At 70.8% G+C, this 14,608-nt stretch carries 14 protein-coding genes; 10 read left to right on the top strand and 4 right to left on the bottom strand.

What is annotated here, in order from left to right; all coding sequences use genetic code 11:
- Positions 1 to 62: 62 nt before the first annotated feature.
- Positions 63 to 251: a hypothetical protein gene (locus tag ACF1AG_RS32205; RefSeq protein WP_190003044.1), complete on the bottom strand. Its 189-nt coding sequence runs from the start codon at positions 249 to 251 to the stop codon at positions 63 to 65.
- A gap of 202 nt (positions 252 to 453) precedes the next feature.
- Between ACF1AG_RS32205 and ACF1AG_RS32200 the strand changes: the two genes are divergently transcribed.
- Both ACF1AG_RS32200 and ACF1AG_RS32195 read left to right on the top strand, forming a co-directional pair.
- Positions 454 to 1,338 carry a winged helix-turn-helix domain-containing protein gene (locus ACF1AG_RS32200; protein ID WP_359599503.1) on the top strand — a complete coding sequence of 295 codons (885 nt, stop codon included), beginning with the start codon at positions 454 to 456 and terminating at the stop codon, positions 1,336 to 1,338.
- A 29-nt stretch (positions 1,339 to 1,367) separates the two neighbouring features.
- Entirely contained in the window at positions 1,368 to 2,093 is a 726-nt protein-coding gene (locus tag ACF1AG_RS32195; protein ID WP_359599504.1) for an HAD-IA family hydrolase, read from the top strand.
- On the opposite strand, the gene ACF1AG_RS32190 is transcribed toward ACF1AG_RS32195, so the two are convergent.
- Positions 2,084 to 2,266 carry a hypothetical protein gene (locus tag ACF1AG_RS32190; RefSeq protein ID WP_359599505.1) on the bottom strand — a complete coding sequence of 61 codons (183 nt, stop codon included), beginning with the start codon at positions 2,264 to 2,266 and terminating at the stop codon, positions 2,084 to 2,086. The genes ACF1AG_RS32195 and ACF1AG_RS32190 overlap by 10 nt on opposite strands.
- Before the next feature lie 184 nt (positions 2,267 to 2,450).
- Between ACF1AG_RS32190 and ACF1AG_RS32185 the strand changes: the two genes are divergently transcribed.
- The 4 genes from ACF1AG_RS32185 (at position 2,451) to ACF1AG_RS32170 (ending at position 8,439) form a co-directional block, all read left to right on the top strand.
- On the top strand, positions 2,451 to 3,329 hold the full coding sequence (locus tag ACF1AG_RS32185; RefSeq protein ID WP_387798779.1) for a winged helix-turn-helix domain-containing protein: 879 nt from the start codon (positions 2,451 to 2,453) through the stop codon (positions 3,327 to 3,329).
- 256 nt (positions 3,330 to 3,585) lie between these two features.
- Positions 3,586 to 5,712 carry a phosphotransferase gene (locus ACF1AG_RS32180; RefSeq protein WP_391810855.1) on the top strand — a complete coding sequence of 709 codons (2,127 nt, stop codon included), beginning with the start codon at positions 3,586 to 3,588 and terminating at the stop codon, positions 5,710 to 5,712.
- A 38-nt stretch (positions 5,713 to 5,750) separates the two neighbouring features.
- Positions 5,751 to 6,353 carry a TetR family transcriptional regulator gene (locus ACF1AG_RS32175; RefSeq protein WP_359599509.1) on the top strand — a complete coding sequence of 201 codons (603 nt, stop codon included), beginning with the start codon at positions 5,751 to 5,753 and terminating at the stop codon, positions 6,351 to 6,353.
- Positions 6,354 to 6,399: 46 nt separating this feature from the next.
- A complete protein-coding gene (locus tag ACF1AG_RS32170; RefSeq protein ID WP_359599510.1) occupies positions 6,400 to 8,439 on the top strand; it encodes an AAA family ATPase in 2,040 nt (679 codons plus the stop codon).
- 13 nt (positions 8,440 to 8,452) lie between these two features.
- Here ACF1AG_RS32170 and ACF1AG_RS32165 read toward each other — a convergent pair whose 3' ends face one another.
- Positions 8,453 to 9,148, bottom strand: coding sequence for an FCD domain-containing protein (locus ACF1AG_RS32165; RefSeq protein ID WP_359599511.1), 696 nt, complete (start codon positions 9,146 to 9,148; stop codon positions 8,453 to 8,455).
- A gap of 224 nt (positions 9,149 to 9,372) precedes the next feature.
- On the opposite strand from ACF1AG_RS32165, the gene ACF1AG_RS32160 reads away from it, so the two are divergent.
- The 4 genes from ACF1AG_RS32160 to ACF1AG_RS32145 all read left to right on the top strand — a co-directional run bounded on the left by ACF1AG_RS32160 (position 9,373) and on the right by ACF1AG_RS32145 (position 13,915).
- Complete coding sequence (locus tag ACF1AG_RS32160) at positions 9,373 to 10,599, top strand: aminotransferase class V-fold PLP-dependent enzyme (protein ID WP_387798775.1); 1,227 nt, start codon at positions 9,373 to 9,375, stop codon at positions 10,597 to 10,599.
- Between the two features lie 159 nt (positions 10,600 to 10,758).
- Entirely contained in the window at positions 10,759 to 12,054 is a 1,296-nt protein-coding gene (locus ACF1AG_RS32155; RefSeq protein WP_359747262.1) for a sugar ABC transporter substrate-binding protein, read from the top strand.
- A complete protein-coding gene (locus ACF1AG_RS32150) occupies positions 12,051 to 13,082 on the top strand; it encodes a carbohydrate ABC transporter permease (RefSeq protein ID WP_387798773.1) in 1,032 nt (343 codons plus the stop codon). Before ACF1AG_RS32155 ends, ACF1AG_RS32150 begins: the two co-directional genes overlap by 4 nt.
- The gene (locus ACF1AG_RS32145; RefSeq protein WP_102637980.1) at positions 13,079 to 13,915 is read left to right on the top strand and encodes a carbohydrate ABC transporter permease; all 837 of its coding nucleotides are present in this window, start codon (positions 13,079 to 13,081) and stop codon (positions 13,913 to 13,915) included. The genes ACF1AG_RS32150 and ACF1AG_RS32145 overlap by 4 nt, the downstream gene beginning before the upstream one ends.
- Here the strand turns inward: ACF1AG_RS32145 and ACF1AG_RS32140 are convergent, their stop codons facing one another.
- Positions 13,916 to 14,545 (bottom strand): DinB family protein, encoded by a 630-nt coding sequence (locus ACF1AG_RS32140; RefSeq protein WP_359599515.1) that lies wholly within the window; start codon positions 14,543 to 14,545, stop codon positions 13,916 to 13,918.
- Positions 14,546 to 14,608 lie beyond the last annotated feature (63 nt).

The following is a 14,608-nucleotide window of genomic DNA, read 5'->3' as shown; positions in this document are numbered from 1 at the left end:
CACAGGGGTCGGGCGGGGCCGGCCGCGGTCCCGCGGCGGCCGTGGCGGCCGGGGCGGGCCGGTCACAGCGCGGGACGGGCCACGAGCAGCGCCAGCAGCACCGCTCCGGCGGAGCTGACGCCCGGCCGCTTCGCGTGGATGCCCACGGTGACCAGCAGCAGGCCGAGGAGGCCGGCCGCGCCGTACCTCCACTGGACGAGCTGCTCGACGGTGACGACGACGACGGCGGAGATCAGGGCGATGACGGGCATGGTGTACCCCCTTCGAGTGGCGACGGTGGAACGGGGCGACGGTGCCGGCGGCCCTGAGGCGGTGAGTGTCCGAAGAGCGGAATGCTAACTTCCGCCAACTCCACCAAGTTGGCAACCAACTCCACTAGAGTTGTCCCCACTTGGCGTCTACTCATAAACAACTTTCAAACAACTGCCTTTAGATGGATCAAAGTTGTAGCGTTTGGTCGTGGCCCAGGAGAACGTGTCAGTGAACGGCAGCAGCAGGCTCTCGGCCCAGGAGATCGCCGACATCCTGCGGGAACGCATCCGCGGGGGTGCGCTGAAGGCGGGCGACCGGCTGCCCACGCAGGCCGAGCTGGCCGAGGAGTTCGGGGTGGAGCGCGGCACCGTCCGCCAGGCCCTGCGCGCCCTGCAGGATGACGGGCTCCTCAGCAACGTCAGCAAGGGCAGCCCGCCCCGGATCGCCGCGCCCGCCCCGGCCCGGGAGGCGCCCCAGCCGACGATGGTGGGGCTGGCGCCCCGGCTGACGGAGGCGTTCTCCGCGCCCCGCGTGCGGATCGACGCCGTGTGCCTCACCGCGGAGAGCTTCATGCTGGCGGTCGGCGAGCCGGTCCGGCACATCCACGAGAGCCGTATCCGCCCGGAGGCGATCGACGTCCGCATCATGCTGCCGTCCCGGCGGATCAACCTCGCCTTCCCCGTGCCCGTCGAGGGCCGCGACGCGGGCGACGAGGACCCGGTGCACGAACGGTGGCTGGCCCAGCGCAACTCCCAGGCCCGTGTGCTCCAGCACAACCTCCAGGCGCTGCGCGCCACGCACGGCATCGACGTGCACGTGTCCTTCCGGGCGCTGCCCTTCACCCCGCCGGTGAAGCTGTACCTGCTCAACGGCGAGGAGGCGCTGATCGGCTACTACATGCTGACCCGCCGCGAGGAGGAGTGGGAGAGCCGGACCCTGGAGATGTACGACGCCCTCGGCTCCGCCTCCCTCCTCTTCTCCTTCGCCAAGCGGGCCGGACGGCGGGACCAGGCGTTCGTGGAGGAATCCCAGAAGTGGTTCGACGCCCTCTGGGAAACCATCACGACGGACCTGACACTCTCCTAGTGACTTCTGAGACGCAGCAGACTGAAGCGGTGACAACCGAGACCGAGACGGAACCGAACGACCTGCGGAACCTGATCGAAGGCGCCCGCGTCGTGCTGTGGGACTTCGACGGCCCCGTCTGCCGGCTGTTCGCCGGCCACTCCGCCGAGCGGGTGGCCCGGGACCTGGTGGACTGGCTGGAGGGGCGGGGGCTGCACGGGCTGCTGGACGAGTCCGCGCGCGAGTCCCTCGACCCGCACGTCGTCCTGCGCGCGGTGGACCGCCGGCACCCCGGCAGCGACCTCGTCGCGGAACTCGAGGAACGTCTCACCCAGGAGGAGCTGAAGGCCGCGGCCTCCGCCCGGCCGACGCCGTACGCCGACCCCCTGGTCCGCACCTGGACGGCGGTGGGCGCCCGCCTGGCCATCACCACGAACAACTCACCGCGGGTGGTGAAGGAGTACCTGACGTCCCGTGACCTGCTGCCGTGCTTCGCCCCGCACATCTACGGGCGCACGCAGGAACTCCGCTACCTGAAGCCGCATCCGCACTGCATCCAGCGGGCGTTGAACGCGATGGGCGCGGCTCCGGCGACGGCTCTGATGATCGGGGACACCCCGTCCGACTACCTCGCGGCGCGCGCGGCGGGGGTGCCGTTCCTGGGGTACGCCCGCAACGAGCGGAAGAACAAGGTGCTGCGGGAGGCGGGGGCGGAGACGATCGTGGGCTCGCTGGAACCGGTGCTGAAGGCGGTGTGGGAGGCGGGTCAGGCCTGAATCATCAGCGCGGTGAGCAGCACGGCCGCCCCGACGGCGAGGCCCTCACGGCGGGCGCGTATGCCCACGCCTACGAGAAGGAGCAGGAGGAGGCCGAGCACGCCCAGCCGCGTCTCGGCCAGCAGGCTCATCAGCAGCTCGCCGAGCGCTGTGATCAACTGAAGGCGGTACATGAGCCGACCATCTCCCCTCCACTTTCCGGCACCGTCCGGAAGCGTCCAACTCACGGTCCAATTGGACCGGTTGGCCTGAGGGCTGTCTGCCCGTGCCGGTTGATCCCTTAACCAACAGCCCGCCCCGATAGGTGACTTGTGGACGGTTGGTTTGCCGGTGGACCGAAAGCGGTACGTTCCGGTCGTGGCCGGGAGGGGTGACGAGTCAAGCGGCGGCGGCGGGCGGGAGGCCCAGCGGGTCGCCGACGAGCTGCGCGCCCGGATCGGGCACGTGTATCCGCTGCACTCCTTCCTGCCGGCGCAGCGCGCTCTCGCCGTCGAGCTGGGCGTCTCACGCGACACGGTGCAGCGGGCGCTGCGGGAGCTGGCGAGCGAGGGGTGGATCGAGTCCCGGCGGGGCAGCGGCTCGCGGGTCATGAAGGTCCAGCGCATACAGTCGTCGACGGCCAAGGCGACCCGCCTCCGCGGCCAGGTGACGCTGGCGCCCTTCATAAGCGAGGCTTTCGAGCAGCCGGAGGTCACGCTCGACGTCTACACCCTGACGTCGGAGTCCCTCGACGCCCACATCCGGCTCCAGTCGGAGCGCATCCGCGGTGGCTTCATCTCGCCCGAGCGCATCACGCTCCGTATGCTCCTTCCGGACCCGTCACTTCCGCTGCCGTATCCGCGGGTGAAGGGGGATCTGGACGACTCCCGGATGCGGGAGCGACTGCTGCGCATCACCGAGACGCACACCGCGTCGCTCGTCGGCGCGCTGAGGGACCTGCAGACCGAGGGTCTGGTCCCCACCGTCGACGTGAAGGTTCAGCACACTCCGCTCACGCCGACCTTCAAGCTCTACCTGCTCAACGAGGTCGAGGCGCTGCACGGCATGTACGAGATCATCGAGCGGCAGCTGGAGCTGGCGGCCGGCGAGGTGGTGACCGCGCTGGACGTGCTGGGGCTGGGCGCGACCCTTACCCACCATGTGAAGGATCCGGCCGATGCCGGCGCCCCCGGAACCGTGTTCGTGGACAGCATGCAGCAGTGGTTCGACTCCGTGTGGAATCACCTCGCCCAGTGACTGCGGTGCTGTACGATTCCGGCCACCGATCGAGCAGAAACTGCTCCCCCGTACGTACCAGAGAGCACATCAGCCACTGGGACGGGCCTTCGTGACTCGGGCACTTGGGTGACACCCGGCCGCCCGGTGCCAGACGCCGTGCGGTTGACTTCCGCATGCGGAAACGGAGGCCGTATGCCTACCGTCATTTGTGTCTCCCTCGCACGTCACGGAGCGGCCAGTGGGCGCACCACCCATTCCCCGACCGGCCCTCGGGGTGCCCACGTTGCCGCACGACCGGCTCCGCGACCTGGTGGAGCGCGCCACGCTGTGCGGTACGGCCGCCAGCGGTCACCACAACCAGAACTACGTGCTGGCACTGAACGAACCCGAGGCGCGGTTACTCGGCCGGGAGCCGGGGACATCGGTGACGGTACGCATCCGCCGAGCCGAGGCCCTGCCGGTGGTGATCAGAACCTGGGACAACGAGGACGAGATCCTCGGGGCCGTCAAGGACGTGCTGCCGCACGTGCCGCAGTGCCTCGCCAAGGGCCCTGACTTCGCCGTCCACAGCTATGTGGAAGGCGTGCCGCTGTCCAGCATCTGCGCCGACGGCAAGCCCTTGGACACCTTGCTCGTACGGGCACTGACCGGGCTGCTGGCCCAGATGACGCGGGTCAGACGCAACTCCCTGCCGGCCCTGCCGACCCACTGGCCGAGCAACGACACCGACAGTCAGGCGTTCCTGCGCACTCTCGCCCATCTCGCGGACGAGCAGATCCGCCGGCCCAATTGGACTGCCTTCGGCGGACTGTTCGCGGCGCTGGGGATTCCGGAGGACGCCCTGATCCGGCTGGCCGAGCGCACTCCCGCCATGGCGCGGCGGCCGTACAGTCTGCTCCACGCCGACCTGCACCGTGACAATGTGATCGTCTCCTACGGCGAATCGCTTCCTCTCATCTGTGTCGACTGGGAGCTGGCGACCTACGGCGATCCCCTCCACGACCTGGCGACCCACCTGGTGCGCATGCAATACCCGGAGCACCAGTGGCCCGAGGTCATCGGCGCATGGGAGGCGGCCATGTGCCGCGTCCGTCCGGCGGCCGTCAACGGGCTGGGCAAGGATCTCAAGCACTACCTCGCATTCGAGCGCGCACAGTCCGTTTTCCCGGACGTGATGCGGGCGGCGCAGTCCCTCGAGCAGGCGTACTCGCAGAAGAACCTGGACGAGGCGACGGCGGAGGTGGACCGGGCGCTGCGGGCCGCGGCGCGGCCGCTGGGACTGCGGAGCGTGCCCGGGCCGAGGGAGGTCGAGCGGGCCCTGTTCCGCTGGCTGGCGTCGCGCGGTGGGCCTGACGCCCGGGCTGTCACGTGGGTCAGGGACCGTCGTCTGCCGCTGCCGGACGACTTCGGTGAAACCGCCGTCGCCCACGCGCTGTCGGTCGAGGGCGCGGCCCCGGCCAGTCGGGTCTTCAAGGGCACGGCCCACCTCAACACCGTCGTCCGGGTCCCCGGGGTCTGCTACCCGGTCGTAGTACGGCGCAGGCTGCCCGACGTCACCCGGCGGGAGCCGCACTTCCTCAGCGAGCACGCCGTGCTGCGCGGCATCGAGGAGGCGAAGGCCGCCGTGAACGCGCCCAAAGTCCTGGCGCTGGGCGAGACATATGCGAACGACCACTTCGCGATCCACACCTACATGGGCCCGGAAGACGTGGATCGCCCCCCGAACCACCCTGTGCACGGACTTCTGCCCCACGAGGCGGACGGGCTGGTGGACCAGCTCTGCGCCTTGACCCAGGTGACATACGAGGAGGTCGACCCGGCGGCCGACGAGGTGGGCTTCCACCGCTGGCTCAAGGGTGAGCTGGTCCGCCTCGTCGAAGCGCTGCCCAGGAAGACCAAGCAGCTCGCCCGGCAGCTGGGACTTCCGGACGCCGAACGGCTCGACCAGATCCTGTCCCGGCAGGAGGTGAGCCGCCGGGAGCACTCCCTCCTCCACGGCGACCTCAACCCCTGGAACCTGGTGCGCCGGGACGGGGGGCTGAGCATCATCGACTGGGAGATGGCCCTCATCGGTGACCCCCTGTACGACCTGGTCCGGCACATGCACCTCACCCCGACCCGCCCGGAGATCCGGGACCGCATGTTCCGCCGCTGGGAGCGCAACCTCCCGCCCGAGTACACGCGCGACTGGCGGAAGGACTGGCAGGTGTACCGACGCCTGGAGGTCGTCCGTTCCGCGTACATCGACCTCGACCGCATCGTCACCGGAGCGAGCCTCGACGCCCCCAACGTCCGTCGTGCGGTCGCCTCGTACGCGGTGACCCTGGAAGTCGCCACGGGCGCCCTCGGCATGCCGGTGCGGGCCACGGCCAACCCGTACCTCGCTCGCGCCCTGATGTGAGGCCGGCGCGGCCTGCTCGGGTGCGTAGGCTCGCCCGCATGAGCGAGATCGGGCTGCGGGAGCGGAAGAAGCGGCGGATGTACCGGACGGTGTCGGACATCGCGATCCGGATGTTCCTGGAGCGCGGGTTCGACGCGGTGTCCGTCGCTGAGGTGGCCGCCGCGGCCGAGATCTCCAAGCCGACGCTCTTCCGGTACTTCCCCGCCAAGGAGGACCTCGTCCTGTACCGGATCGCGGACCACGAGGAGGAGCCCGCTCGTGTCGTGCGGGAGGGGCCGACCCCCGTCGAGGCACTGAAGCGCCACTTCCTGGAGGGCCTGGAGCGCCACGACCCCGTGACGGGGCTCAACGACGACCCCGAAGTGCTCGCCTTCCACACCTTGCTCTACGGCACGCCCTCCTTGGTCGTCCGGCTGTACGGCCACCTGGAGCGGACCGAGGAGACGCTGGCGGAGGCGCTCGGGGGCGGGCTCGACGCCCGGCTGGCCGCCGGGCAGATCGTGGCCGTGCGGCGGATCCTCGCGCAGGAGAACTGGCGTCGGATCGCGGCGGGGGAGCACCTCGACGCCGTGGGCGAGGACGCCGTGGTCGCGGCGGAGAGGGCCTTCGGCTCGTTGGCGCGGAGTCTGCCATCGTCGTGACCGGGTAAATAACGTTACCGAGTTTCACTTTTGTTACGCTCGGGGAATGACGTCCGACGCCCCCGTGTCCCAGTGCGCCCTCGACCAGGAACGCGCTCACCACGACCGCTGCCGTGAGGCCCTCACCGCCATGACCGGCGGAGCCGACGACCAGGTGAGGAACGGCGAGGACGTCTCCGCGTCCGGCGCCGACGCCGAGGTCCTCGGGTACCGGCTGCGCAGCCGGGCCAAGGAGCTGGGGGAGCTGCCGCCCGGCCCGCTGTTCTTCGGGCGCCTGGACTTCGGCACGGACGAGCCCGGCCATGCGGGCCAGACCTACCACGTCGGGCGCCTGCGGATCACCGAGCACCCGGCCGCCCCGCCCCTGGTCATCGACTGGCGGGCGCCGGTGTCCCGCACGTTCTACCAGGCGTCCGCCCGTGCCCCGCTGGGGGTGACCGTGCGCCGCAGGTTCGGCTGGGCGTCCGGCAGCCAGGGCGACTCCCGTGATCTGACCGGCCTGGAGGACGAGCACCTGGCGCGGGGCGAGGACCGCGTCAGCGGGATCGTCGCCAGGGAGATCGAGCGGCCCCGCTTCGGCCCGATGCGGGACATCGCCGCCACCATCCAGCCCGAGCAGGACGACCTCGTCCGCGGCGACCTGGGCCTCACCGTGTGCGTGCAGGGCGCTCCCGGCACCGGCAAGACCGCCGTCGGCCTGCACCGGGCCGCCTATCTGCTCTACACCCATCCGCAGCGCATGCGGCGCGGCGGCCTGCTCGTCCTCGGCCCGAACCGGACCTTCCTCACCTACATCGCGGAGGTCCTGCCCTCCCTCGGTGAGACGGGCGTACGCCAGTCGACCCTCGCCGAGGAAATCGCCCGGCACCCGGTGACCGGCAAGGACGACGAACCGACCGCCCTCCTCAAGCACGACGCCCGCACGGCGGAGCTGCTGCGCCGTGCGCTGTACGCGCGGGTTCGCAACGATCACGGTGACTCCCTCGCCGTCCCCGACGGCTCCTACCGGTGGCGGGTCGAAGGGGAGGCGTCGGCACGCATCGTCGCCGATGTGCTGGACGAGGAACCGCCGTACGCCGTGGGGAGGGAGAGAGTGCGGGCCCGGATCGTGCGGGCCGTCCAGGACCAGGCCGAGCGGCGCGGCGGTCCGCGGGGCGCCGCCTGGGTGCGCCGGATCGAGCGGGCGCGGCCGGTGTCGGCGTACGTGGACGCCGTCTGGCCGGCCGTGCGGCCGGAGCAGGTGGTGGCGGAACTGCTCTCCGACGGTGACCGGCTGGCGCGGGCGGCCGACGGGATCCTGGATGCGGAGGAGCAGCGCGCCCTGCTGTGGACGCGTCCGCCGCGGTCGTGGCGTTCGGCACGCTGGTCGGCCGCGGACCTGCTGCTGCTCGACGAGGTGGCCGGGCTGATCGAGCACCCCGATGGTTACGGACACGTCGTCGTCGACGAGGCGCAGGATCTGTCCCCGATGGAGTGCAGGGCCATCGCCCGCAGGGCCGCGTTCGGCTCGCTCACGGTGCTGGGCGACCTGGCGCAGGGGACGACACCCTGGGCGTCCCGCTCCTGGCCCGGAACGCTGCGTCACCTCGGCCGTCCAGAGGCGGCCGTCGTGCCGCTGACCACCGGCTTCCGGGTGCCTCAGGCAGTGGTGGAGCTGACCAACCGGTTGCTGAGACGGCTGGACGTCGAGGTGCCGGAGGCGCGATCCCTGCGCCCGGACGGCGAGCTGCGCAGCCGGATCGTCGATGCCCCTGCCGACGTGCCGGGCACGGTCGTGGTCGCGGTCCGGGATGCCCTGGAGCGGGAAGGGTCCGTCGGTGTCGTCGCGGCGGACGCCGATGTCCCCTTGCTTCGGGACACGTTGGCGGCGGCAGGAGTGGAGGCCGCGGCGCCGGAGTCGCTGGAGGCACGTGTCGCCGTGATTCCCGCGAGCGTCGCCAAGGGCCTGGAGTACGACCACGTGGTGGCGGTGGAGCCGGCCGCGATCGCCGAGGCGGAGGAGCGCGGGCTGCACCGGCTCTACGTGGTGCTCACCCGGGCGGTGTCCCGCCTGGAGGTGGTGCGGGCGCGGCCCCTGCCGTTCTGACGCGGGGCGCCGCTCACGCCTCCTCGTCCTCCACCGGCGGCTCCAGCGCCCTCAGCCACCGTTCCGTCTGCGCCACATGCGCCTCCGCCGCGCCCGCAGCCGCGCCCGGGTCGTGGGCGGCGATGGCCGTGGCGAGATTACGGTGGTCGGCGTCGCTCTTGCGGCGGAGGTCGGGGCCCTCGGGGAGGGTGAAGACCTGATACTTGCGGGAGCGCGCGCGGAAGACCGCGAGGAGGGACGCAAGGGTGGGATTGCCGGCCGTGCGGGCGATCTCCGCGTGGAAGCGGTGGTCCAGGTCGGACGCCTCCGTCGGGTCCTCCGTGGCTTCCATCGCCTCGATGAGGGAGAACAGCGTCCCGACCGTCTCCGGGGTCGCACGGGCCGCCGCCTGGGCCGCCACGTGGGCCTCCAGGACGCGGCGGATCTCGTACACCTCCAACAGGCCCGGCAGGGGCAGGAGTTGCAGGGTCAGGGAGAGGCTGCCGATCAGATCCTCGGGGCGCAGCTGCGAGACGTACGTACCCGAGCCGTGGCGCGGTTCGATCACGCCCAGCGCCGCCAGCATCCGTACCGCCTCGCGCAACGAGCCGCGGGAGACGCCGAGTTCCTCGCAGAGGTCCGCCTCGGGCGGAATGCGTTCCCCGGCGCCCAGCCGCCCCGTGGCGATCATGTGGCGCAGGCCGTGGAACGCCTTGTCGACTGCCGACATCCGTTGCCTCCCCTGACGGGCCGCGTCCTCCGCGCCCCCGTCCGAGTGAAGCGTAGCGGGACGAGAGATCAGATGTCTTCCGTGAAACATCTCCGAGTCATCTGATTTCTTGTGGCTCACAGGTCTTGTCATGGCGGAAAACACCATGCCAACATCCCGAGTCATCATACGTCTTGGCCCTCGGGTCTCCCGATGGTCCGATGTCCCTCGCGGATGGGAGTCATGTGAGCGAGACCGACGTCAGCACCACGCCCCGCCCCCTGCTGCTGGCCGACGGACGGCCCGCGGTGGACGCGTGGTCGCTCGACCCCGCCCTGCGGCACCTCAACCACGGCTCCTTCGGCGCCGTCCCGCTGGTCGCCCAGGAGCGGCAGAACGCGCTGCGGGAGGAGATGGAGCGGGCGCCGGTCGTGTGGTTCCCCGAGCTGCCGGAGCGGATCGCGAAGGCCCGGACCGGCCTCGCCGCGTTCCTCGGCGTGGACGCGGGCGACCTCGCCCTGGTGCCCAACGCCAGCGCCGGCGTCAGCGTCGTCTACGCCAACCTGGAGAAGAGTGCCGGCGGCGAGATCGTCGTCACCGACCACGGCTACGGCGCCGTCACCATGGGCGCCGAACGCCTCGCCCGCCGCTGGGGCGGCCGGGTGCGCACCGCACGGGTGCCGCTGGACGCGGACGAGGAGCAGGCGTACGAGGCGGTCATGGCGGAGGTGGGCGACGCCACCGATCTGCTGGTCGTCGACCAGATCACCTCCGCGACCGCCCGCCGCTTCCCCGTGGAGCGGATCGGCGCGGAGGCGGCGCGGCGCGGTGTGCCGTTCCTCGTCGACGGCGCCCACGCGCCCGCCCTGCTCGCCGCCCCCTTCGAAGGCCTGACCTGCGACTTCTGGGCGGGCAACCTCCACAAATGGGCCTGCGCCCCGCGCGGCACCGCCGCCCTGGTCGCCCGCGGCCCGCTCCGTGACGGTCTCCACCCCCTGATCGACTCCTGGGGCGCGCCGGAGCCGTACCCGGACCGGTTCGACCATCAGGGCACGCTCGACGCCACCAACTACCTCGCCGCGCAGACCGCGCTGGACTTCGTCGACAGCACCTGGGGCTGGGAGGCGGCCCGCCGCTACATGGACGAGCTGGCCGGGTACGGCGAGCGGATCGTCGCCGCCGCCGTCACCGCGCTGACCGGCGAGGACGCCCGCGTGGACGTGGGGATGCCGGTGCCGGGCATGCGGCTGGTGCGGCTGCCGGACGGCCTGGCCGACCGGCGGGAGGCCGCGGACGCCCTACGCGACCGCGCCGCCGCGGAGCTGGGCGTCGAGGCCGCGTTCACCGCCTTCGGCGGCGTCGGCTACGTACGGCTGTCCGCGCATCTCTACAACACCCCCGAGGACTACGAGTACTTCGCCGAGCGGTGCGTGCCCGTGCTCGGCGAATGGGCCCGCGCAGCCCGCCCCTGATCCCCATCCTCCGCACCCCCCATCCTCCGCACCCCCCATCCTCCGCACCCCCCATCCTCCGCACCCCCCATCCCCCGCACCCCCCATCCCCCGCACCCCCCATCCTCTGCACCTCCCCCCGCCCCGTCGCCCCGTTCACCCAAGGAAGAGGTCAGCACGATGAGAAGAAGGACGGCAGCTCTCGCGCTCGGCACCGCCGCCGCGATGGCCCTGACCGGCTGCTCCACCATGAGCCCCGGTGAGAGCGGAACGGTCACCCTCAACATGGTGGAGAGCCTGACCAATCCCGCCCGCACCGACCTGCTCGAGGAACTGATAGCCGACTTCGAGAAGCAGAACCCGAAGATCAAGGTCAAGCTGGTCTCACCGCCCACCGAGCAGGCCGACCAGAAGCTCCAGCAGATGCTCCAGTCGGGCAGCGGCGTCGACGTCCTGGAGGTCCGCGACATCACCGTCGGGCCTTGGTCGAACAACGGCTGGCTGTACGACATGAAGAAGGACCTGACCGGCTGGAAGGGCTGGGACGCGCTCACCGACAACGCTGTCGCCGCCTCCGAGGACGCCAAGGGCCGCACCTACTTCGTGCCGTACGGCTTCTACGGACTGAGCCTCTTCCACCGCACCGACCTCATCGAGGACGCCGGCTTCGACAAGCCCCCGGCCACCTGGGAGGAGCTGCTGGAGCAGGCGTCGGAGATCCACGACCCGTCCTCGCGCCGGTACGGCTACGCCTTCCGCGGCGGTCCCAACGCGCACAGCAACGCCACGGCCGCCATCGAGGCGTACGTCGCCGACAGGATCGACCCGGCCAACGGCTACCTGCTGAAGGACGGCAGGACCATCTTCTCGGCGCCCGAGGCGCTGGACGCGATGGAGATGTACCTGAAGCTGTTCGAGCAGGCGTCGCCGAAGTCGTCCGTGGCGTGGGGCTACCCGGAGATGGTCGAGGGCTTCTCCAACGGCTCGACCGCGTTCCTGCTCCAGGACCCCGAGGTCATCGCCACCGTCTCCGAGTCGAAGTCGATCGACGCGGACCAGTGGAGCACCGCGCCGCTGATGGCCGGGCCGAGCGGCAGGACCGTGCAGCCGCTGGCGACCGCCGGATGGGGGGTCGCGGAGGGCAGCAAGCACAAGGCCGAGGCCGTGAAGCTGGTGGAGTTCCTCTCCGAGGGGGAGGCGTCGACGCGGTTCACCAAGGGGAACAGCCTGGTGCCGATCCTGAAGGCGGCGGCGGAGGACGAGTTCTACCGCACCGGACCGTGGGCCAGCTACGTCACCATGACGGAGAACCCGGACAAGTACCTGGTCGTCACCCAGCCGCGCGGTGTCGCGTGGTGGACGGAGTGGCAGCAGCGCGCCGACACGGACGTGCAGAAGATGATCCTCGGCAAGCTGACGCCGAAGGAGCTGCTGGCCGGCTGGGACGCCTACTGGACCGAGAAGTGGAAGAAGTGACCATGTCCGGTACGTCCACGCCCGCGTCCGGCGTGACCGCGGCGCCCTCCGTGCGCAAGGAGGGCGCCCCGCCCCGCGGCACCGGCGCCGGTGGACGCCGGGGGCGGGAGTTCACCGCCCGACGCGGTCTGGTCATCGCCGCGTTCATGGCGCCGGCGGCGGTCTTCGTGGCGCTCTTCACGTACTACCCGATGATCGCCGGCAGCCAGATGGCGTTCCGTAACTGGAACCTGACCGACCTCACGGACACCTCGTGGGTGGGTCTCAAGAACTTCCGGGAGGTCTTCACCGACCCCGCGTGGGGCACGGTGCTCGGCAACACCGCGCTGTGGGTGGTCGGTTCGATCGTGCCGCAGCTGGTGATCGGGTTCGCGCTGGCGCTGTGGCTGCGCCGCAGGTTCCGCCTCCGCGGGCTGTACCAGGCGCTGATCTTCTTCCCGTGGGCGATCTCCGGGTTCCTCATCGGCATCCTGTTCCGCTGGATGTTCAACAGCGAGTTCGGCGTCGTCAACGACCTGCTCCAGAAGGCCGGCCTGATCGACGAGCCGGTCGCCTGGCTCGCCGACCCCGACACCGCGATGATCGCCGTGCTGGTCGCCAACGTCTGGTACGGGGTCACCTTCTTCGCGATCATGATCCTCGCCGCGCTGCAGTCGATCCCGGACGAGCTGTACGAGGCGGCGGCGCTGGACGGCGCGGGCAAGGCACGGACGCTGTTCCGCATCACCATCCCCTACATCCGCGTGACCCTGGTGCTCACGGTGCTGCTGCGGGTCATCTGGATCTTCAATTTCCCCGACCTGATCTTCGGCATGACCGGAGGCGGGCCGAACGACGAGACGCACATCGTGACCACCTGGATGATCAAGATCACGCAGCAGGGCGACTACGGCAAGGCCTCCGCGCTCGGCCTGCTGGTGGTGGCGGTGCTCCTGGTGTTCGCGATGTTCTTCCTGACCGCGACGAGGGAGCGGCGCGGCGGCCGCCGGGGCGCCGGCAAGGGCGGAAAGCGAGGGGTGCGGGCGTGATCGGCAAGGAAACCACGGCCGGCCGGGCAGCGAAGTTCACCTTCCTGGGGCTCTGGCTCGTCTTCTCCCTCTTCCCGCTGTACTGGATCACCGTCACGTCCCTGAAGGACCCCGGTGACATCTTCTCCTTCCCGATCGCCTACTGGCCCGAGCGGTTCTCCCTGGAGAACTACCAAGGTCTGTTCGGCAAGGCGGACTTCGGCACGTACCTGGTGAACAGCCTGGTCGTGTCGACCGTCGCGGGCGCGGTGGCCACCGCCATCTCGACGCTCTCGGCGTACGTCCTCGCCCGGTTCGAGTTCCGCAGCAAGTCCGCGCTGCTGATGGCGTTCCTGGTCACACAGATGATCCCGTCGTTCATCGCGCTGGGCCCGCTGTACCTGCTGATGACCGACCTCCAGCTGGTCGACAACCGGCTGGGGCTGATGCTGGTCTACATCGCCGTGTGCATCCCCTTCTGCACGGTGATGCTGCGCGGCTTCTTCGAGAACGTCCCGGACGCGCTGGAGGAGGCCGCGATGATCGACGGCCTGTCCCGGCTCGGGGCGCTGGTGCGGGTGCTGCTGCCGGTGATGCGGCCGGGGATCGTCGCCGCGTTCATCTTCAACTTCGTCAACTGCTGGAACGAACTGTTCCTTTCGGTGACGCTGATGAACAGCGACGAGAACAAGACGGTGCCGACCGCGCTCAACGGCTTCATCTCCAGCTTCAACATCGACTGGGGTTCGATGTCCGCGGCGGCGGTGCTGACGATCCTGCCGACGATGGTGCTGTTCGCCTTCGCCAGCAGGCACATCGTGCAGGGCCTGACGGCGGGGGCGGTGAAGGGCTGATCAGGGCGCGGCGCGGGTGCCGGGGCCGTCGGCGGTGTCGTTCCCGGCGGCTTCCAGCGCCGCCCGCTCCAGCCGGTCGCGGTAGGACGCCCACCATGCGGGGTCGGCCGCGGGCAGGCTGGTCGCGCCAGGCCGCTCGCCCGTCGCGCCGTCCAGCTGCTCGCGCAGGATGTCGGCGTGGCCCGCGTGCCGGTTGGTGTCGGCGATGACGCGGACCACGGCGTGGTGCAGGGTCAGCTCGGCGCGGTCCTCCGGCCACCACGGCACCGTGCCGGTCGTGTGCAGCGGCAGCGCCTCGACCGTCGCGTCCGCGTGGGCCCAGGCCCGCCGGTACAGCGCCACGATGCCGTCACGCGTCTCGTCGGGCGCGGCCCACATGTCCGCGTTGACCTCGGCGCCCTCCGCGAGCCACGGCAGCGGCTCGCCGGACGGACGCCCGAACGTGTCGCCCAGGTAGCCGAGTTCGACACCGGCGGCGTGCTTCACGAGCCCGAGGAGATTGGTCCCGGTCGGCGTCAGCGGCCGCCGGACGTCGTACTCGGACAGCCCTTCCAGCTTCCAGACCAGCGCGTCGCGCGCCTCCTGGAGGTAGCGGTGCAGGTCGGCCTTGGCGGTGTCGGTGAGTGGCATGGGGTTCAGTCTGTCGGACGGGGGCGCCCGCGTCCGCCGAAATCGTTCGCCCCGGGGGCGCCG

The sequence above is a fragment of the Streptomyces sp. NPDC014764 genome (assembly GCF_043082785.1).
GTDB lineage: Bacteria > Actinomycetota > Actinomycetes > Streptomycetales > Streptomycetaceae > Streptomyces > Streptomyces althioticus.
The sequence above is the reverse complement of the archived record's forward strand: the minus strand, read 5'-3'. Positions and strand labels throughout refer to the sequence as shown.